The organism is Actinobacillus capsulatus DSM 19761, assembly GCF_000374285.1.
GTDB classification, from domain to species: domain Bacteria; phylum Pseudomonadota; class Gammaproteobacteria; order Enterobacterales; family Pasteurellaceae; genus Actinobacillus; species Actinobacillus capsulatus.
The window spans coordinates 21189-40421 of record NZ_KB893941.1; the positions used below are offsets into that span (position 1 = coordinate 21189).

The window sequence follows — 19233 nt, forward strand, 5'->3', positions numbered from 1 at the left end:
TCCCTTATTCACTTTCTAAAACCATTGCGGCACCTAAGCCACCTAAACCACTGGAAGCGACTAACGCTAAGCCACCGCCTTGACGTTTTAAGGCATAAAGCGATTGAATAATTGTGCGTAAACTGGTTACCGCACGTGGGTTACCAAACGCAATGGAACCGCCTAAATGATTGAGCTTATCCAGCTCAATTTTGCCCAAACAAGCGGTTCGATTTAGGTATTTTTTTGCAAATTCATTCGACTCAAAAAATTGAATATTGGCGAGCATTTGGCTTGCTGACGACTCATGAATATCAATAAAACTCATATCTTGTAATTGAAGTTCCGCACGGTCGAGCGCTTGGGCGCTGGCAATAGTTGCGCCGGCAAACATATCTTGCCAAATATCATTACCGGTAATGGCATAACTGCGGATATAGCCAAGTGGAGTGAGTCCTAAATTTTTCGCTTTGTTTTCATTCATCAGTAAAACTGCTGCAGCGCCGTCAACCGGCTGTGGCATATTCGCTTCGGTAACGGTAGCATAGTCTTTATTTACCAATGGCGAGAAACGTTGGTAATAACGTGAACGGGTTGCAGCGGAAACTAAGGTGTCCGAAACTACAAAGTCTTTATAAGGGGGAGGGAAAGACGGCATGACTTCTTCTTTTAATAAACCGATTTTCCATGCATCTGCCGCTTTTTGGTTGGAAAGACGGGCGTATTCGTCCTGATCTTCTCGGCTAATTTTGTAGTCTTGCGCCATTTGTTCCGAGACTTCCGCCACCGACATTTGAGTGGTGAAGTCTTTCAAATTCACGCTGTGAGGTTTGAAATCGCGCCAAGAGAACTGGCGGAAACGACGATATTTTTCGTCTAGCGTTTCTGCAGCAAAAATAGATTTGAAGTTGTAAATAACCCGAGGGCTAATGCTTAACGGTGCATTAGAAATCGAATCGGCACCACCGGCAATACCCGCAGAAATTGAGCCATTAACGATACTGCCAGCAACATTCGCGATCGCTTGCAACCCAGATAAGCAAGAACTACTGATACTGTAAGATTGTAAATGCGGCATATTGAGCGCAATCGCAATTTCACGTGCTGGATTTGGAATATCCGGTTGTTGGATTACTTGACCAAATACTAATTGCTCGATTTCTTTTCGCTCAATCGCTGTACGGCTGAGTAATTCATTGGTTACCATTGTGCCAAGGCTAGTTGCATACGTGTCTTTGAAACCGGTATCTCTGCGAGCGAACGGTGTTCGGAGTCCTGCTACAATCGCAACACGCTCACCTTTTACGGTCAGTAGATTCTGATTCGGCATTGTTTGTCCTTATCGGGAGGGGATGTTGAGTTGCAAAAAGTGATATTGTATCACCGTTAGGCAGAAAAGAAATATAGATTAAGAAAGATAGGAGCAGCGGTCAAATTTACATAAACATTTGCAAAAAAAGATACAAATTCGACCGCTTGCATGTGAAGGAATAACTTATTCCGTTTTGTCTTTGTATTCGCACAAATCTTCAATGATGCAAGAACCGCAACGAGGTTTGCGTGCAACACAGGTATAACGTCCGTGTAGAATCAACCAGTGATGTACATCTACCTTGAATTCGGCAGGAACTACTTTCAGTAATTTTTCTTCGACTTTTACTACGTCTTTACCTGGGGCAAAGCCGGTGCGGTTGGATACGCGGAAAATATGCGTATCTACGGCAATGGTCGGGTGCCCGAAGGCAGTATTCAGTACCACATTTGCGGTTTTTCGTCCTACGCCCGCCAATGCTTCAAGCGCTTCACGATTTTCTGGTACTTCACCGTTATGTTTTTCGATTAAATCACGGCAAGTTTTAATAATGTTTTCCGCTTTGCTATTAAAAAGCCCGATGGTTTTAATATATTCTTTTAGCCCATCAACACCTAAATCCAAAATAGCTTGCGGCGTGTTTGCCACTGGAAACAGTTTATCAGTGGCTTTATTCACACCTTTATCGGTCGCTTGCGCAGAAAGAATGACAGCAATTAGTAATTCGAACGGATTGCTGTAATTAAGCTCGGTAGTTGGATGTGGGTTTTCGTTACGTAAACGGGTTAAAATTTCAATTCGTTTTGCTTGGTTCATAGAAAGTTTAATAAGCCTTGATCATAGAGCATTTTTGCTACCATTATAAATGACGTGGTGACTAATATTGGACGTACTAATTTTTTACCTTTTGTGACTACCATTCTCGCCCCGAGAGTACCGCCGATAAATTGTCCGACTATCATGATTAGACCGATTTTCCATAATACGGCACCACCTAGAATAAAGAAAATCAATGAGGCAAAGTTAGAGGTAAAATTTAACACTTTGGCGTGCGCCACCGCTTTCGGTAAATTAAAGCCAAGTAACAAAATAAATGCAAGAGTGAAAAATGAACCGGTCGCTGGCCCAAACATTCCGTCATAAAAGCCAACGCCGGCGGCCGCAGTGAACGCAAACAATGGTAGACTGATGCGTTGTTTTCGATCTTCGTCACCAATACTTGGGCTAAATAAAAAATAAATACCGATAATCAGCACTAAGAAGGGTAATAATGCTTTGAGTGCGTTCACATCAATAGTTTGTACGAAGATTGTACCGCAAGCAGCGCCAATAAAAGTCAATAAAATCAATAGGAAAATCTGTTTGAGATCGACCGCTTTTTTGCGCACAAAATAGATAGAAGCGGAAAATGACCCGCCGCAAGCTTGCAACTTATTGGTACCTAATGCCATGGCAGGGGGGACACCGACAGCTAATAATGCCGGAATCGTCAGTAATCCACCACCGCCGGCGATTGCGTCAATAAAGCCGGCTATCATTGCCACGCTAAATAAGATTGCAAAAACATCTAGTCCTAATTCCATTTTCTTTCCCTTATGCAAGCGGTTAAATTTGCAAAATTTTTCGCAAAATTAACCGCTTGTTTGTTAATAAATAACCATTTCATCTATATGTACGGCAACTGAGCCGAATTCATAGCCTAACAATGATTCGATTTCTGCTGATTTCTTGCCTTTAATCCGTTCTAACGCTTCGCTACTGTAGCGAGCCAAGCCAAGTGCTAACGCTTTACCTTCTTGATTAAAGATTTTAACCACTTCGCCACGACTAAAGACGCCTTTTATATCTGAAACTCCGACAGGCAAGAGTGATTTATGTTGCAATAATGCGGCTTCCGCACCTTTATCAACGATTAATGTACCCATCTGCGGGGCAGCGAATAGCCACCGTTTTCTGCCTTCTAAGCGGTCGGATTGCACTAAAAATTTACTACCGATTGCCACATCATTGGCTAAATCCACCAATACATTTTCACGTGAACCGGAAGCAATAATTGTTTCCACGCCAGAACGAGTAGCAATATCTGCCGCAGTAATTTTGGTGCTCATACCGCCGGTACCGAGTTCGGTTGAACTACCACCGGCAATTTGACGAATTTCCGGCGTAATTCTTTCAACAACGGAAAGGAGAGTTGCATTCGGATCTTTACGAGGGTCTGCGCTAAAAAGCCCCTCTTGGTCGGTTAATAAATAGAGTTGGTCAGCGTGTGCAAGGATCGCAACTAAAGCAGATAAGTTATCGTTATCGCCCACTTTAAATTCTTCGGTTGCTACGGTGTCATTTTCATTGATGACCGGAATGATTTTTTGTTCTAACAGCGCATTTAGCGTATCTCGAGCATTTAAGAAACGTTCACGATCGTCAATATCGGCACGTGTTAATAAGATTTGCCCGATATGAATGCCATAGATATCGAATAAATTTTCCCAAGTCCGAATTAGTTGGCTTTGTCCGACCGCTGCTAACATCTGTTTATAAGCAAGCGTTTTGGGAAGTTCCGGATGACCGAGGTAATCACGCCCAGCAGCTGCAGCACCGGACGTAACCACGATAATGCGGTGGTGCTGATGCAGTTGAGCGATTTGTTTAACTAACTCTAACATATAAGGACGGCTTAAACTTTTGCCGCCGTGTGTAAGGGTACTTGTCCCAAATTTGATAACAATAGTCTTGCTCATGAGCTGTATTTCGGTAGGTTGTCTAAAGAAAAAAAGAATTATATGAAAAGTAGCACTTTTGTTTGCTAAAATCACTATTAATTTCAACTTAAATCAAACTAAAAGGCATAAGGGCGGAAAAATTGATGGAAATTAGTTTAATTGTAGCACGTACAAAAAATCACGTGATTGGTAAGGATAATCAAATGCCGTGGCATTTACCGGTTGATTTGGCATGGTTTCGTCAAAATACGCTAGGCAAGCCGGTGATTATGGGGCGTAAAACTTACGAATCAATCGGCCGTCTATTGCCGAAACGTCCTAACATTATTTTATCTCGTTCCGGATTTTCGGTAGAAGGTGCTTATATGGCGACAAATTTCGAACAAGCGGTTGAATTAGCCAAAACTTTTGCAAATGTGGAAGAAATTATGGTGATCGGTGGCGGTGAGCTTTTTAAACAAACGCTTCCGTTTGCCGATAAAATTTATTTAACCGAAATACAGGCGGAGATTGAAGGCGATACGTTTTTTGAATTTGATGAAGAGCATTGGCAGTTAAAACAGGAACAATGGTCCGATGTTGATGAACAAAACCCTTATCAATGCCGTTTTATGTTACTGGAACGTAATGATTGCTGATTTTATCATCAGTTAAAACACAAAAATGTGAACGCAATCCTTTGCTTTTTTTAAAGTTAAACACAAACAAAATAAGACTGATTAAAATAATATACAGATATTAATTTAGGAGGTTCTTATGGATTATGTAGAGTTATTCGGCTATTTTGCGATGTTTTTAGTGGGCGTATCTTTTTTATTAAGAGATGTGATTAAGTTGCGTTTTGTGAATGCGGTAGGATGTGCTTGCTTTACCATTTACGGGTTAATGATAGGCTCTTTACCTGTTGCCGGTTTAAACTTTTTTGTGGCCTGTACTAATCTTTATTTCTTTATTAAACATATGCGTGAAAGAGCATAATGAATTAAATAAGCCACAATAAGAGACCGCTTATCAGGGACTGATAAGCGGTCTCTTTTTATCAATTATTTTCCATCCCAAGCTTTAATTGCATTGTGACGGATATTTAAACGGCTTTTTGCATCGCCTTTGTAGTAGTTTTTATCTAAACCACCCTCCCAGTCACCGTAGTTCGGGTTTGGTAATACGATAAATTGTTTACCAAATTTTTCTTTATTTGCACTGACAAAGTCACGGCGTTCCGCATTTGATTTTTTGTAGGTAGCATCACCAAAGTCATTTAAGTTATCGCCTAGGTAAAGTACGATTTCATAACCTTGTTTTTCAATTTGTTCGAAACGAGGCGTTTTGTTCGATTTGTCTTTTTTGAGGAACAACGTTTGTTCGTTTACACCGGTAAAACCTAATTCTTTCATATCATCGATAGTCGCTGCTTTTTCGCCGCTGTCTTTACGGTTTGATACGTAGAACATTGTACCTTTGTGGCTGTTTACATAGTTATTAAACTCAACCGCGCCAGCAATCGCTTGAGTTTGACGCGCATTTACCCAACGTGTCCAGCTTTCGCCGTCAAATGATTTATGATTTTTTACTTGCCAGCCTGCATAAGGGCTGTTATCTACCATTGTTTCATCAAGGTCTACTACAACCGCTTTTTTCTTACCTTTTGCTACTTTTGCATTATCAAATGCAATTTTCGCCATATTGAAAGCTTGGTGAGCGAGAGCTTGATATTCGCCTGATTGTTGCATCCAGTTAATTCCTAATGCCGCTTGTTCTTGCAAGATCATTTCATCGTGCTTTTGTGCATGGTGATGGCAGCCGGTTAATGCAAACATTGATGCTACAGCGATTGCCGTTAATTTAACTAATTTCATTATGTTCTCCTTTCGTGTTTGTTTCTTTTGCAATTTTGGCAATGACAGCCAAAGCGCCCAAAGGGTACAAATAAACCTGATTTTTGTCTATTCACTTTTGTAAAAAAGTACGTTAGCCTGTTACTCTTTTAATCTAAATCAATAACAATTAAGGACACAACATGAGTGCATTTTTGAAAATAACACAATTTGTCAGTAAAACTTTTGCTATCTGGGTCGTGTTTTTGGCTGTATAGAATCAATAAAACAAAGAAATATAGGGAATTGGCGGGAAAAACGGGAACAAGTGGGACGTGAACCATTGAAAACAGGGGCTTCGTGATGAAAGCCCCTTTATTATAGCTAGACTATGTCTATCTATAAAAACCACACGCTACGCGTGTGGAATCAAAGAGCTTAAGCGATGAGAGAATAAAAAATCCTCCTATAATGAATGTGGCTGACAACCAAAATTCAACATATGTCATGGTAAGTAAATCCAATGACGATTCAAGTCTATCACACACCAGATGGAACTGTAAGTATCATATTGTTTTTATTAGGACCACTTCAAACCACTATCTGCAATAAATTACCCTCAGTCATTCATCACTTTTCAGCACTCATCAAAATAATTATATCGGTTATAAGTCTCTTCCAGCTTATTTCTGACACTGTGCGCAAGAATAGATTCACTCACTAATTAAACCGGTATTCTCGGCATAATCCATTATTCCCTCGATACTTCTTAGCGTTTTTTCGATTACGGATGTGTGCCCTTTTCTGTAAACCGGTTGCAATACTTCTACCAGTAAACGAGAGTTAATATCTTTAATCGGCAATGCACCAAGCTTCGGGAATATGTGTTTATCAAGTCTTCGCCACTCATCAAACATTGTTTCTTCTTTAACTTTTTGCGATTTAAATGCTTTCCATTTCACCGCAATTTTATAAAAACTATTTTCAATTCGGTCCGCTTTCTCAGCTTCTTTTTCTCTTAGATATTTTTTCGGGTCTATTCCGTCAGCAAGTAACCCACGATAAAACTGTCTTAACTGACGAGCTTCTTTGAGTGATATATCCGGATAATCTCCAAGAGTGATAGACGTTCTGGATTTTGTTATAGGACGCTTGTAATCAAGTCGCCATTTTTTCGAAGTATTTGTGATAAAAAGAATTAAACCTTCGCCGTCACGTAATGGACTTTCTTCGGGTTTTGCATTGTTTATTTGTTGCGCAGTTAGAGGTTTTATTATGACTGCCATTTTTCGCTCATCTCCTTGAGTAACATTGAGCTAAGCTGATCTTTATAGATCGTTGCAAAAGACAAAAGCCTTTGATTTTCTTAGCGTTTTTAATGTTTTGAGCGTTGGGGAACGTAATTTTTGGAGGTGTGTACCGGAGTCGAAATATAGCTCTGTGAAATAGCTAAGAAAGCTTATTTATACACCTGAGGTATTGAGTATTCAATTTGTTGTTTGACTTGGGCGTAGATTGGTTTGAATTCTTCACAGCGGGTTTTATCTACATTAGCTTTTTGGTGGTTATATTTTTCATGCATTTGTTCAAAGTAAAGACGTGAAAGCTCGTCTTTTTCGATAAATTGAGCATTTTGTTCGCCAATTAACTCTTTTAATAAATTTTGTTGAAAATAAAGCATCGTCATGCTTTCGGCAACAGACCAATTGTCATAGATTTGTTGGTAATTTGGTTTTGCAAGATCAGGGAAAAGACATTGCTCAATGTTATTTAACTGGCGAACCAAGATTTTCATATCGGTAGCTGAGATTTTGTATTTGGCGTGTTCCGTATAAGCGGTCGGATTTTCAGCAGAATTTGCAAAACTTGTATTGCATAAAGCTGCACAAATCAAGATAAATAAAGTTTTTCGCATTGTATTTATTCCTATGTCTGTTTGGGACAGCATAGCACAAATCTTTTGTTTTGCGCAAAAAATAAACCCTCCGAAGAGGGCTTATTTTAAGAGAGCGTTATACGATACCTTGTTCTAACATTGCAGTTGCCACTTTTTTGAAGCCTGCGATGTTTGCACCGTTTACGTAGTTTACGAAACCGTCTGCTTCTGTGCCGTTTTCTACACAGTTTTCATGAATTGCTGTCATGATATTGAATAGACGTTGGTCAACTTCTTCACGAGTCCAAGATAAACGAATTGCGTTTTGGCTCATTTCTAAACCTGAAGTTGCTACACCACCTGCGTTCGCTGCTTTACCCGGAGCGTAAAGGATTTTCGCTGCGATAAATACTTCAACGCCTTCAAGTGTAGTCGGCATATTTGCACCTTCAGCTACGCAGAAACAGCCATTTTTCACTAATTCTTTTGCCGCTTCGCCGTCTAATTCATTTTGTGTCGCACACGGAAGTGCAATATCACATTTAACACTCCATGGTTTTTGATCTTCAAAGTATTGGATGCCTTGTTCTAGAGCGTATACTGATAAACGTTCGCGGCGTTCATTTTTCAACACTAATAAATCCGCTAATTGTTTTTCAGTCATACCTGAATCTGGGAATAATACATAACCGTTTGAGTCAGATACAGTTAATACTTTCGCACCTTTTTGGATTGCTTTTTCTGCAGCATATTGTGCTACGTTACCCGAGCCTGAAATAACAACACGTTTGCCTTCAAAGCCTTGACCTTTAGTTGCTAACATTGCATCTGCAAAGTAAACAGCACCGTAACCTGTTGCTTCCGGACGAATCAAGCTACCTCCCCAAGTTAAGCTTTTACCGGTTAATACTGAAGTAAATTCATTACGTAATTTTTTGTATTGACCGTACATATAGCCGATTTCACGACCGCCTACACCGATATCACCCGCCGGTACGTCAGTATCTGCACCAATGTGACGAGATAATTCGGTCATAAATGCTTGGCAAAAACGCATTACTTCTGCGTCTGATTTACCTTTTGGATCGAAATCCGAACCTCCTTTACCACCACCCATCGGTAATGTAGTTAACGCATTTTTGAATACTTGTTCAAATGCAAGGAATTTTAAAACACCTAAGTCAACAGTCGGATGGAAACGAATACCGCCTTTATAAGGACCAATTGCAGAGTTCATTTGAACACGATAACCACGGTTTACTTGCACTTGACCTTTATCATCAACCCAAGTTACACGGAAAGTAATAACACGCTCAGGCTCAACGATACGCTCTAAGATACCTTGTTGAGTATATTGTGGATTTTTTGCAAGGAATGGTGCTAATGAACCGAAAACCTCTTCCACTGCTTGGTGGAATGGTGCTTGGTTAGGATCACGTTGTTTGATTTTTTGAAACAATGCGTTTAAGTCGCTCATAAAGTACTCCTATTTTGTTTGAATTTTAGTAAAAATTAGTTGTGTTTTGCTATGTCTTGGAGTCTAGCAAGCAATTTTTAATTTGAAAAGGTGTAATTAAAAAAATTTATCAAGTAAATTACAAAAATTTAGTTAATTGATTAAAAAATGCTCTTTTATTGATTTGTTATGATTGTTAATAAGAGTAAATGCTCAAAAATTAGGTTGAAATTGACGATTTGATTGCAAATTCGGTTATGTTGTACAAAAACTAATGATGAGACTATTGATTAGAAATATTAATGAATGCTCTGAGGCGTAAAAAAGCCCACATCTGTGGGCTAATAAATTATTCCGCTTTAGTCGCTTCAATAGGTTTATCTAATTTGATATCACGAACTAAACCTTGGTTATCGAAGTAAACAAAGAGAGTATGCTGAATAGGATCGTTATACCCCTCACGTTTAATGAAAACATAATCCCAACGGTTTTGTGCAAATACGTCTTGTAACATAGGTGTGCCGAGTAAATATTGCACTTGTGTTTTGTTCATGCCGATTTTTATTTGATCAATTTTATCTTGTTCTAAATAATTGCCTTGTGGAACATCAATACGATACACTACTTTTTTTACGGTAGAACAAGAAGTTACACCGACAGCAAGCAGTGCGATAGCTAAAAGAGATTTCATTTTCATAATATTTATTGACCTTTGAATTGTTCAAAATGATTGGATAGATAATACCCAAACTCATAAAAATTTTCCATTACTTATTGCGTTCCAATTGATCACGCAAATTTGCCGGTAAACCTTTGATTGTCAATGTATCGTTTAGTTCATCCCAAATTAAACGTTCGCCGAGTAATTCCGCATTGAAACTAATTGTTACTCCCTTTCCTGAGCCTGAATATTTGGTTAAGGTTTTTAATGCATTACGAACTGGTGGAATATTTTCTTCTAGCCCGTATTCTTGTTCTTGAGTAAATTGCGCAAAATTCACTTCGTTTAGTGTCGGCAGAGCTTCGGATAATTTGCTTAATGCGATTTCTTCGCCGCTATTAATTTGTCCTTTACAATATTCGAATACTTGTTTTTTTACTTCACGAGTTTGTGGTGCAGATAATTCCCCTTGATCACAATAGTCACTCACCGCTTGTAAAAGCGTTTGATTTTGTAATTGAGGGTTAAAACCTTCTTCCGCACTGAGAAAATCCATAAAGAAATCTGCAATTTTTCGTCCGACTCGCCCTTTAATAAAGGTGAGATAACGATTTGATTGCGCATTGATTTTTAATTCAGTCAGATTAATGCGGCAAGCGATATCATACTGAGTAATATCCAAATATTCGGTACGTTTAATCTCTAATTGGTCGTCGACTAACATTGAGGTATGGCTATCAATCAATGCAATAAATAAATAATCTGTGGCTAAAAAGTTATAACGGCAAAGGATAAAGGTTCCGCCTGATGCAAAAGGATATTTGGCTAATTCACTAGAGAGCATTTTTGCGCAACTGTGACTGAACGGTAAAAAATCAGTTTCTTGTTCTAATAAGCGATTAAGTTGCTGAGCAAATATAGATTCATTTTTAAAGATACCGTAAGCCTTCGCTTTACTTTGATAGGCTTGGTGAAGCTGTAACATCATTTGTTCAACTTCGGGGCTAATGGCAAGGAGGTTGTCGCGAAGCACCGTATTTAACTCCGGTGTTTCGCCTTCGGTTTGATGAATCTGGTGAAGGACAATTTCAGTAACGTTAATGCTCATACTATTTCTCTTGAGATTCGGGGTAGAAATAAAAGGTGGGAGATATTATCATTAAACGCACTATTTTTCATTATTAAAAGAAGGAATTCACCATGACTAAAGTTATTCATACAGAAAAAGCACCAGCAGCAATTGGCCCATACGTACAAGCGGTTGATTTAGGTAATCTTGTTTTAACATCAGGACAAATTCCGGTTAATCCGCAAACAGGCGAGATTCCAAGCGATATTACTCAACAAGCGCGCCAATCATTAGAAAATGTAAAAGTAATTGTTGAACAAGCCGGTTTAAGCGTAGCGGATATTGTTAAAACAACCGTTTTTGTGAAAGACCTAAATGATTTCGCAACAGTTAATGCTGAATATGAAGCGTTTTTCCGTGAGAATAATCATCCGACATTTCCTGCTCGTTCTTGTGTTGAAGTCGCTCGTTTACCAAAAGATGTTGGTTTAGAGATTGAAGCGATTGCAGTACGCAAATAAGCGGTCATTTTTAGAGAAAATTTTGCAATGAAAAACATTACGCCCAATTGGCATGCGCCAGAGCATATTCATGCCTTTACTACCGTTAGAACAGGCGGCGTCAGCCAAGTGCCTTTTGATAGCTTTAATTTAGGTGATCATGTCGGTGATAATCCTAAGGATGTGCAACAAAATCGCCAGTTATTGGTGGAGCAGTTTGGTCTACCACATTTTCCACTATTTTTAACGCAAACACATAGTACTCGTGTGATTCGCCTACCATATGACGGTGATAATTTAGAAGCGGATGCGGTTTATACCAATCAACCGAATCAGGTTTGTTTAGTGATAACTGCAGATTGTTTACCGGTTCTATTCTGTAGTAAAGATGGAAAAGAAGTCGCAGCGGCTCACGCCGGATGGCGAGGCTTATGTGATGGCGTATTAGAAAATACGGTAGTGGAATTTTCTTGTTCGCCAACGGAAATTTGTGCGTGGTTAGGACCGGCAATCGGTTCAACTAAATTTCAAGTCGGCAAAGAAGTAATGGAGCAGTTTTGTGCATTTGATCCACAAGCGGAACAGGCATTTGTTGCTGATCCGACAGTAAGGGGTAAATTTTTAGGAAATCTTTACCAAATTGCACAGCAACGATTGAATAAATTTGGTATTACCGAAATTTCTGGTGGAGAGCATTGTACTGTTACTGAGCAAGAACGCTTTTTCTCTTACCGAAGAGATAAGCAGACAGGACGTATGGCTAGTATAATTTGGCGATCTGAATAAAGCACAATTTATAGCGAGTATGTTTTTTATGCGGGTGTTCGCCTAACGCTAGACGAACACCCAAAATTTCCCTATAATCCAATCTCATTTCTTTATCCCCCCTTAGCTCAGTTGGTTAGAGCAGGCGACTCATAATCGCTTGGTCACTGGTTCAAGTCCGGTAGGGGGGACCATTTACCCGTTGCATATTGTCTTTTATTGTCTTAAATCCTTTGTAAATCAACAAGTTACAAGTCTTATATAATCCTTTATTGTCTTTTTAGTTGCTTATTGTCTATGGTTTTATGATCCCTTGGATGATCCCTTGAACAAAAAGGGAAATTTCAAGGGATCATGATGGATAAAATAACAGGCAAAAAGCATAGATTTTCCGCTTATTTGCCATTGCATAAGTAACTATTTTATGGCAATTAAAAATTACCCTTTAAATGATACCCAAATTAAGAATCTAAAACCTCAGATAAGCGTTTTTCAAGTGAGCGATGGTAGTAGCGGTCTTCTATTAAGAATTTATCCTAGCGGCGTTAAAAGCTGGATTTTCAGCTATATTCATCCGGTAACGGGGAAGCGAATCACTAAAAAATCTTTCGGGAAATACCCGGAAATCAGTCTAGCTCAAGCTCGTAAAATCAGAGATGAATTTAAATCTTTATTAGTCCAAGGTATTGACCCTTACGAATATAAAGCTAATCAGTTAAAAGCGAAGGAGAAAGAGGAAGAAACGCTGGAAACTTTGGCTTATAAATGGATTGAGTGGAAAGCGGAGAAAGACAAACTCAAAGAAGACACCAAAAAGAAAACAATTAGGCGATTAGAAATTCATTTATTCCCCAGATTTAAAAATTACCGAGTAACGCAAATAGAAATTAGTGATTGCATTGAGAAGTTAAAGGATTTACAGGCTAATCATTCTGATATTTTGTACCGTGTTATCGGGAATTTTATTGAGATAATGACTTACGCCCGATTTTTACAGCTAGTGAAGTACAACCCTATAGCGGACTTAAAGCAAGCGTTTAGCTATCAAGAAGCAACGCATCAACCGACAATTACGCCGCAAGAGTTGAGCGAATTTTTAAAAGAATTAGATAAATCTGATCGTAAGTATGAAACGAAATTGTTAGTTAGATGGCAATTACTCACTATTTTGCGTCCGGCTGAAGCGGTTGCCGTAGAATGGAGTGAAATTGATTGGGAGAAGAAAGTACTTACTCTTCCGGCGGAAAAAATGAAAGGTGGCAAGCGGGCGCACCGTGTAGCCTTAAATTCTCAAGCCTTAGCTATTTTGGAAGAAATGAAAAAATTTAATGGTCATCGGCGTTTTATTTTTTGCTGCCGAGTAAATCGAGATAAGCCGGCAAATTCTCAAACTGTAAATAATGCTATTAAGAAAATGAGTAATGGCAAATATAGGGGGTTACTTGTGGCCCATGGACTAAGAAGTATCGCAAGCACTTATTTACATGAACGATTTACAACGGAGTATCATGTAGTGGAGGCTTGCCTTGCCCACGTCGATACAAATAGCGTTAAAACCAGCTATCACCGAGGCGACTATCTAGAGCGTAGATTTCCAATTATGCAAGCGTGGGGGGATTTTGTAGAATCTTGTGAATAGTATTGAAGCGGTCATTTTGAACCGCTTTTTTTATAGTTCAAGAAAATTAACTTATATAGCTGAATACTAGATTTATATGAAATTATTACGCAATGAGTAATTGATATAATGATAGAACCAATCATCGCCAAAAACGGCAAGCTAAGTATGAATGATATAGTCCCTAAACTAAGGGTAAATATAATCCAACTAAAAGAAAATGGTTCTATTGTATCTCTTAATAGATATCCAACAATGCCATAACTAGAAATAGCTAACAAAATAGAAATATTGGTTAGATTCAACATAGTTACTAGTTTCATGACTAAAAAATCTTCTTTTGTTTTGTTGGCTGCCTTTATTTCTCCTATTCATAGATACGCCTAAAAACCCCCTATTTTAGGAGTAATATCATTCAATTCTTCATCCTTACTCTTTAAGTAAAGGAATCCAATAGCTTCTGAGAATTTAAGAAGATAAATGTTCCTTCATTATTATCTTTTTTCTTGTTAAACCAATCTGAGAATTCTTTATAATCTTTCTTTAGACTATTAAAGAAAGGAACATTTAAATTGATTTTTTCAAATTTAGTATAAATTAAATTTTCCATAAATTACTCCTCTAGGTTACCTAATAAAATTTAATTATCGACTTATCTCTTTCTATGATAAATATAGTGTTTGACTTTACGATTCGATAACTGGCTTAATAGTTTCAAATGCCATAAATCAAGAGGACTTAACTATTTCAGTCTAATATTGGTTTGATAATCTCTGCTAGCTCTTCAGTCATCCATAGTTGTTCTGCTAGAGCGTTCCAGACGGCATCTTCAGAAAGTACGCTGTAATTGCCTTTAGTATCGATGATATATTGTTCGGCATTATCGTGGAGTTCTAACCATTTAGGGGTGTGATAAAACTTATGGAGTTCTTGGGTTAACTTTGCTGCTTCTTGCCAATCTTTTAGACTTTTTTGCAGCTTTTGTTGTAGTTCTAGCAATTGTCCGTAGTTATCTTGCGCTTGTTGGATTTTTTGTTGCATGATTTATCTCCTTTTATTAAACAGCTTTGGACTATTTACAAATAGCACCGATGTTCAACCGCCACTAGGGCGGTTTAGGAATGTTATCTAAGCTTATGTATAATGATTTTAGCTGCTTTTAAATCACCTGTTGAAGAATCTTTTTTCATTTTAATAGAAACATCAGCTTGAATTGCTTTATTAATTTTCAGCTTGGCAGTATTTACACCATTTGCTATTTCTATTTTTACTCGATAATCGATTACATTGGGAATAAACCAGCCCAGCCTTAAAGAGTTCGGCGTTATTGTCATCTTTTACAGGAGACATTACATCTAATGAACTCTGGGTAACCGCTTTACGATTTCTTACGTTTTGTTCAATCGTTTTCTTAAATTCTTTTGGAGTCATTTTAGCTAATTCAGCTCCTTCTTCCCAAATTCTAGAATCTACATAATAATTATTGATAGTGTTATAGCTATCAATAGCTATGGTTCCATTATCCGCTCCTGCTGTTGCTGCTTTATACACGCCATAAAGAGTAAAACAAGAAACAACAGCCAATATGATTGCACCAGTTGTTTTCATTGCTTTGTCTCCAAATTTATCGTGGATCTGTTGTAAGAAGGTATCATATTCAGCTTGTGAATTGAGAAATAATTTTATAAAAGTTTCCTCTAATAAGCTACCTTCTTTGATAGATTTTACATAAAGTTCAATATTATGAATATCTACATTAAACAGTGCATTTAATGTTGGTTTAGTGCTTTTTACTAGAACGTTTAAACCACGTAACGATTTTATAACATCGTCAACATGTAGTGGCTTTGTTGCTGAATAATATAGATTTTGTGGAAAAGCAATTGATAGTTCTTGTTCATTTAATTTCATTTTAGCCTCCTTTACAAATTATCTCTTTCTACTATAAATACGGTGTTCTACTATTGTTCCGATAATTCGGATTTCTTGTTTAAGTGATGACATACTATGTCAATCAGGGTTAAGCGATACTAACTCAAAGTGCTATTTGTCATATTCATTTAAATCTTCTAGTGGGCGATATTTTTAAATGTGGCTTCACAATCCCCGTTGATTGCTGCAACAAATTCACTGGCATGCGGTTCTACTTTCGGATCAATAATCACTATATCTCCTTCAATAAATTTCGGCTCCATTGGTTCACTCAAATTGAATTTCTTCTATGTTTCATCGATCGAGCAACAAAAAGCGCTAAGTCAAAAATTCTATGGCACAGAAACTTTTGCGTACAAATTGGAATTACCAAATGCGCAAGGCACAATTTACGGTGTAGGCATCCTTGAAAGCGGAAACGGCTTCTCAGGTAAAGTAAAAGGTAAATATGAAGGAGCAGCTTCAATCAAATCTGCGAAGCGTGATTATTTGCTAATTGCTTAGTAATTTAGCCCTCTTGTAAAAATAACCCCCACCCCCCCGTATATTCGGGGGTTTTATTCGTTTTTTCTGTATTCAAGGAACAAAATATGACTAAAAACTTACGAGAACAATTATTGTTAGAAAAGCCAGAAGTTAATACTATTAATCTAAAAGGCAAATCTTATTTTATCCGCAATTTATCGGTTGGTGAGACAAATGCGCTTATTCTTGATCAGCGTAAACGTCAAATTAAGATCGCTCAACAATTGGGTATTGAACTTGATTTAGAAAATGAAGATATTTTAAATGAGCAACATTAAACATGTTTACGAACCTTATGCTATTGCTCGTGGAATGGCTTCACACTTATGTGATGCAGATGGCGTATTATTATTTAATGCAGACAACGAAGATGATTTAAAACTTATCTCTGCGCTTGTGAAAAATCAAGTGGCGGATTCTTACACCCAAAATTTAACTGAGGTTATTACGTGGAAATATGTTTTTATCGGTTTATTGATTGTTGATGGTTGATGGTTGTTTTTTAGACTTAGATAAGGATTGCGACGGTCGTACTTGTTCTGTTGAAATTCAGTTGCTTAAAAAGTGATTGACAAGTTGCAACTAAAATCATAGTATTTACGTAATCCCTGCGATTGGTGCAAGCGCATCACGCAACTACAAACTTTATAGCCCTGATTGGTTTTCCAGTCGGGGCTTTTTTATTATCGCTCATTTAGGAGGTTTAAAATGAACGAGTGCAAAAATATTCCCACCTATTCAAAGCCTTTAGATAAAGGCGAAGGTATCCTTTATAAATCATTCTTTCCAAACTTAAATCTGGCTACAACTAAGGAAACTAGTATTGCTACACAATGCTATAACTGTGTAGCTTGGACTTTAGGTGTTACTGATGATTGGCTATGGCCTTTATATCATCCATATCTTACAGATAAGGACACAACCTTAGCGGATTTTGACCGATTTTATAAAGAGGCCGGGTTTACAAAAGTGTCGAATATAAATGAGGCTCATATTATTGCTTGGGGAAATAAATTACCAAATGGCAAGTTATATATGACACATGCTTGTATTGCTTATCCTCAATCAAAACAATGGGAATCTAAATTAGGTGCTTATATTCGAATAGCTCATGATTTAGGCGGATTAAAAGGCGAATCTTATGGGCAACCTGTGGCATATTATAAAAAATCAGCCGGTGAAAAAATACAGCAACACCGTCTGAAGTTACAAAGACAACTACCTACCATTACTCATTCAGACCTGATAAAACTTAGTAAAGCACTGTCTTTATTATCTAAGAATGTAATTCATGATTTTGATACATTGTATGAAAATTGGATTGAGTTTTGGCAGGATTCGGCAGATAAAAACTCACTGCTTAGCTCGGCTCCAGCTTCACGGAAACAATCAACCACATACAAAGAGCTTATTCAATTTGGGCAAAAAAATAACATTTTGCCATTGCTTATTCTTAGACTTTATGTCGGTGATTATTGGGCTTTATTAGCTTATGATGAGCTTCAATCAACAGAAAGCCTTAAAGTCTTCCATGGTGTAGAATGCCATATTTTGGAAGGACAACATGGTAGAGCACGCCGAACAGTCAAAAAATACATAGATTCATTGACATAAAGCAGTTCAGTAATAAGACCCTTAAATAGGGTCTTTTTTATTATAGCTAGACTATGTCTAGCTATAAAAACCACACGCTATGCGTGTGGAATCAAAGAGCTTAAGTGATGAGAGAATAAAAAATCCTCCTATAATGAATGAGGCTGACAACCAAAGCTCAATATATAGGTAGGAGGATAAATCAATGGCAAGTAAATCCAATGACGATTCAAGTCTATCACACACTAGATGGAACTGTAAATATCATATTGTTTTTATTGCCTCAAGAAAAGGAGGTAAGGTATGGATAAAATGTTTAAAAACCTGGGCAATCAAAGTTATTGGTGGGCTGGTATTGGCGGTTTCTTTTCGTTGATGTTGGCTCAAGAAATCTTGCCATTAGTTAGTTTAGTTATCGGTGCTATAACGGCTATTGTAAATTTAGTTGAAAAATATCAACTGCGTAAGATCAAAGTTCGTGAGGAAGAACGAGCTGAGCAAATTCATCAATTAAAAGTGAAACGTTTAGACAAGGGGCTTAGTGATGAGTAGCAATAAATGGGGGACGCTTGGCAAAGTTGGTGGAGCTTGCCCGGTGCTAACAATGATAGCTATTATGATTACTAACAATTACTTTCAATGTAGGTTGCGATGCTTTATCTCGTTCTTCTATGTTCCGCAAGGCGAATGCTTATGACTGGAACGGTGTGTGTAATGAGTTTTCTCGCTGGGTTTATTCCGATGGTCGCAAGTTAAAAGGTTTGGTGATTCGTCGAGAAAAAGAAAAAGCGTTGTGTTTATCAGGCTTATAGGATTAGTGGTGTTTATGTTAGATGGATTTACTAAGTCAATGGGATTACTGATTGGTGGATTAGCCTTGGTAGTGGTTGCTCTTGGTGGTTGGACGCTTTATCAATCATCAACGATTGACGCTCTGAATGCCGAAGTTAAAGCAAAGGATTCATTGATTGCAGAACAGCAAGTAGTAAACCAAGAGTTGGTAACTCAACTGGAAGCAGAAAAACAAGCGGTCGAAAATCAGCAAAAAATTGCAAGCGAATTAAAAGCACAAATGGAAACGGAGCGTGAGAATGTTAAAACAGTTCTTATCAAAGAGCCGTGTGGCGGTGTGGCTATGCCTAGTGCTGTTATCGACAGCATTAAGCGGTTGCACACAAAAGGTAGTGACAAAAACTAATTACGTTTATCCGCCAGCTGCTTATTTAGTGCAGTGTGAGCGGTCGGGATTTTATGGGAAAACCTACGCCGATTCTATTGATTATTTAATGGTCGTCATTAAAGAGCGAGATGTATGTGCTAATCAAATCAATAGTATCAGAGAATGGCAAGCACAGGTAAAGGCTGGGTTTAAATAGCAATTAGTTTGAATTTCTCATTAAAGTTAATCAACAA

At 37.9% G+C, this 19233-nt stretch carries 26 protein-coding genes, 1 tRNA gene and 3 pseudogenes; 16 read left to right on the top strand and 14 right to left on the bottom strand.

Going from position 1 to position 19233, the window contains the following annotated elements; all coding sequences use genetic code 11:
* Positions 1 to 4 precede the first annotated feature (4 nt).
* The 4 genes from C228_RS0108635 to proB all read right to left on the bottom strand — a co-directional run bounded on the left by C228_RS0108635 (position 5) and on the right by proB (position 4029).
* Positions 5 to 1309 (bottom strand): acetyl-CoA C-acyltransferase, encoded by a 1305-nt coding sequence (locus C228_RS0108635; RefSeq protein ID WP_018652233.1) that lies wholly within the window; start codon positions 1307 to 1309, stop codon positions 5 to 7.
* A gap of 165 nt (positions 1310 to 1474) precedes the next feature.
* The gene (gene nth / locus C228_RS0108640) at positions 1475 to 2107 is read right to left on the bottom strand and encodes an endonuclease III (RefSeq protein WP_018652234.1); all 633 of its coding nucleotides are present in this window, start codon (positions 2105 to 2107) and stop codon (positions 1475 to 1477) included.
* Positions 2104 to 2874: a TSUP family transporter gene (locus C228_RS0108645; protein WP_018652235.1), complete on the bottom strand. Its 771-nt coding sequence runs from the start codon at positions 2872 to 2874 to the stop codon at positions 2104 to 2106. Before C228_RS0108645 ends, nth begins: the two co-directional genes overlap by 4 nt.
* Before the next feature lie 63 nt (positions 2875 to 2937).
* On the bottom strand, positions 2938 to 4029 hold the full coding sequence (gene proB, locus C228_RS0108650; protein WP_026313252.1) for a glutamate 5-kinase: 1092 nt from the start codon (positions 4027 to 4029) through the stop codon (positions 2938 to 2940).
* 125 nt (positions 4030 to 4154) lie between these two features.
* On the opposite strand from proB, the gene folA reads away from it, so the two are divergent.
* A complete protein-coding gene (folA, locus tag C228_RS0108655; RefSeq protein WP_018652237.1) occupies positions 4155 to 4649 on the top strand; it encodes a type 3 dihydrofolate reductase in 495 nt (164 codons plus the stop codon).
* A 118-nt stretch (positions 4650 to 4767) separates the two neighbouring features.
* The gene (locus C228_RS0108660) at positions 4768 to 4989 is read left to right on the top strand and encodes a YgjV family protein (protein ID WP_018652238.1); all 222 of its coding nucleotides are present in this window, start codon (positions 4768 to 4770) and stop codon (positions 4987 to 4989) included.
* Between the two features lie 65 nt (positions 4990 to 5054).
* Here the strand turns inward: C228_RS0108660 and C228_RS0108665 are convergent, their stop codons facing one another.
* A complete protein-coding gene (locus C228_RS0108665; protein WP_018652239.1) occupies positions 5055 to 5867 on the bottom strand; it encodes a 5'-nucleotidase, lipoprotein e(P4) family in 813 nt (270 codons plus the stop codon).
* 465 nt (positions 5868 to 6332) lie between these two features.
* Here C228_RS0108665 and C228_RS14345 point away from each other — a divergent pair.
* Positions 6333 to 6404 (top strand): annotated as a pseudogene (locus tag C228_RS14345) (IS200/IS605 family transposase); the annotation flags it as partial.
* Positions 6405 to 6538: 134 nt separating this feature from the next.
* Here the strand turns inward: C228_RS14345 and C228_RS13520 are convergent.
* The 5 genes from C228_RS13520 to yejK all read right to left on the bottom strand — a co-directional run bounded on the left by C228_RS13520 (position 6539) and on the right by yejK (position 10926).
* On the bottom strand, positions 6539 to 7111 hold the full coding sequence (locus C228_RS13520) for an integrase arm-type DNA-binding domain-containing protein (protein WP_018652240.1): 573 nt from the start codon (positions 7109 to 7111) through the stop codon (positions 6539 to 6541).
* Positions 7112 to 7284: 173 nt separating this feature from the next.
* The gene (locus C228_RS0108675; protein ID WP_018652241.1) at positions 7285 to 7740 is read right to left on the bottom strand and encodes a DUF5358 family protein; all 456 of its coding nucleotides are present in this window, start codon (positions 7738 to 7740) and stop codon (positions 7285 to 7287) included.
* 97 nt (positions 7741 to 7837) lie between these two features.
* Complete coding sequence (gene gdhA / locus C228_RS0108680) at positions 7838 to 9178, bottom strand: NADP-specific glutamate dehydrogenase (RefSeq protein ID WP_018652242.1); 1341 nt, start codon at positions 9176 to 9178, stop codon at positions 7838 to 7840.
* Positions 9179 to 9506: 328 nt separating this feature from the next.
* The gene (bamE, locus tag C228_RS0108685; protein WP_018652243.1) at positions 9507 to 9854 is read right to left on the bottom strand and encodes an outer membrane protein assembly factor BamE; all 348 of its coding nucleotides are present in this window, start codon (positions 9852 to 9854) and stop codon (positions 9507 to 9509) included.
* Between the two features lie 70 nt (positions 9855 to 9924).
* Positions 9925 to 10926 (bottom strand): nucleoid-associated protein YejK, encoded by a 1002-nt coding sequence (gene yejK / locus C228_RS0108690; RefSeq protein WP_018652244.1) that lies wholly within the window; start codon positions 10924 to 10926, stop codon positions 9925 to 9927.
* A gap of 92 nt (positions 10927 to 11018) precedes the next feature.
* On the opposite strand from yejK, the gene C228_RS0108695 reads away from it, so the two are divergent.
* The 4 genes from C228_RS0108695 to C228_RS0108710 all read left to right on the top strand — a co-directional run bounded on the left by C228_RS0108695 (position 11019) and on the right by C228_RS0108710 (position 13791).
* Positions 11019 to 11408, top strand: coding sequence for a RidA family protein (locus C228_RS0108695; protein WP_018652245.1), 390 nt, complete (start codon positions 11019 to 11021; stop codon positions 11406 to 11408).
* A gap of 27 nt (positions 11409 to 11435) precedes the next feature.
* Complete coding sequence (pgeF, locus tag C228_RS0108700) at positions 11436 to 12173, top strand: peptidoglycan editing factor PgeF (RefSeq protein WP_018652246.1); 738 nt, start codon at positions 11436 to 11438, stop codon at positions 12171 to 12173.
* A gap of 96 nt (positions 12174 to 12269) precedes the next feature.
* Positions 12270 to 12346: transfer RNA gene (locus C228_RS0108705), tRNA-Ile, on the top strand.
* A 230-nt stretch (positions 12347 to 12576) separates the two neighbouring features.
* Positions 12577 to 13791, top strand: coding sequence for a tyrosine-type recombinase/integrase (locus C228_RS0108710; protein ID WP_018652247.1), 1215 nt, complete (start codon positions 12577 to 12579; stop codon positions 13789 to 13791).
* 415 nt (positions 13792 to 14206) lie between these two features.
* Here the strand turns inward: C228_RS0108710 and C228_RS14350 are convergent, their stop codons facing one another.
* The 4 genes and pseudogenes from C228_RS14350 to C228_RS13525 all read right to left on the bottom strand — a co-directional run.
* Complete coding sequence (locus C228_RS14350) at positions 14207 to 14380, bottom strand: hypothetical protein (protein ID WP_018652248.1); 174 nt, start codon at positions 14378 to 14380, stop codon at positions 14207 to 14209.
* Between the two features lie 137 nt (positions 14381 to 14517).
* The gene (locus C228_RS0108720; RefSeq protein WP_018652249.1) at positions 14518 to 14811 is read right to left on the bottom strand and encodes a DUF4298 domain-containing protein; all 294 of its coding nucleotides are present in this window, start codon (positions 14809 to 14811) and stop codon (positions 14518 to 14520) included.
* A 180-nt stretch (positions 14812 to 14991) separates the two neighbouring features.
* Entirely contained in the window at positions 14992 to 15681 is a 690-nt protein-coding gene (locus tag C228_RS0108725) for a hypothetical protein (RefSeq protein WP_018652250.1), read from the bottom strand.
* Between the two features lie 18 nt (positions 15682 to 15699).
* A pseudogene (locus C228_RS13525) lies at positions 15700 to 15971 on the bottom strand (LexA family protein); the annotation flags it as partial.
* Between the two features lie 7 nt (positions 15972 to 15978).
* Here C228_RS13525 and C228_RS0108735 point away from each other — a divergent pair.
* From C228_RS0108735 to lysC, 9 genes and pseudogenes are all read left to right on the top strand, one after another.
* Positions 15979 to 16206 (top strand): hypothetical protein, encoded by a 228-nt coding sequence (locus C228_RS0108735; RefSeq protein WP_018652251.1) that lies wholly within the window; start codon positions 15979 to 15981, stop codon positions 16204 to 16206.
* Positions 16207 to 16292: 86 nt separating this feature from the next.
* On the top strand, positions 16293 to 16505 hold the full coding sequence (locus tag C228_RS13920; protein WP_050560380.1) for a hypothetical protein: 213 nt from the start codon (positions 16293 to 16295) through the stop codon (positions 16503 to 16505).
* Positions 16492 to 16719: a hypothetical protein gene (locus tag C228_RS14470; protein WP_050560381.1), complete on the top strand. Its 228-nt coding sequence runs from the start codon at positions 16492 to 16494 to the stop codon at positions 16717 to 16719. Before C228_RS13920 ends, C228_RS14470 begins: the two co-directional genes overlap by 14 nt.
* Before the next feature lie 216 nt (positions 16720 to 16935).
* Positions 16936 to 17841 (top strand): DUF7689 domain-containing protein, encoded by a 906-nt coding sequence (locus tag C228_RS0108745; RefSeq protein ID WP_018652252.1) that lies wholly within the window; start codon positions 16936 to 16938, stop codon positions 17839 to 17841.
* A 184-nt stretch (positions 17842 to 18025) separates the two neighbouring features.
* Positions 18026 to 18097: pseudogene (locus tag C228_RS14355) on the top strand (IS200/IS605 family transposase); the annotation flags it as partial.
* Positions 18098 to 18123: 26 nt separating this feature from the next.
* Positions 18124 to 18372 carry a hypothetical protein gene (locus tag C228_RS0108750; protein ID WP_018652253.1) on the top strand — a complete coding sequence of 83 codons (249 nt, stop codon included), beginning with the start codon at positions 18124 to 18126 and terminating at the stop codon, positions 18370 to 18372.
* 119 nt (positions 18373 to 18491) lie between these two features.
* On the top strand, positions 18492 to 18632 hold the full coding sequence (locus C228_RS14850) for a lysozyme (RefSeq protein ID WP_018652254.1): 141 nt from the start codon (positions 18492 to 18494) through the stop codon (positions 18630 to 18632).
* 14 nt (positions 18633 to 18646) lie between these two features.
* Positions 18647 to 19018: a DUF2570 family protein gene (locus C228_RS0108760; RefSeq protein ID WP_026313254.1), complete on the top strand. Its 372-nt coding sequence runs from the start codon at positions 18647 to 18649 to the stop codon at positions 19016 to 19018.
* Positions 18912 to 19196 (top strand): Rz1-like lysis system protein LysC, encoded by a 285-nt coding sequence (gene lysC / locus C228_RS15190; RefSeq protein WP_039771093.1) that lies wholly within the window; start codon positions 18912 to 18914, stop codon positions 19194 to 19196. Before C228_RS0108760 ends, lysC begins: the two co-directional genes overlap by 107 nt.
* Positions 19197 to 19233: the final 37 nt, after the last annotated feature.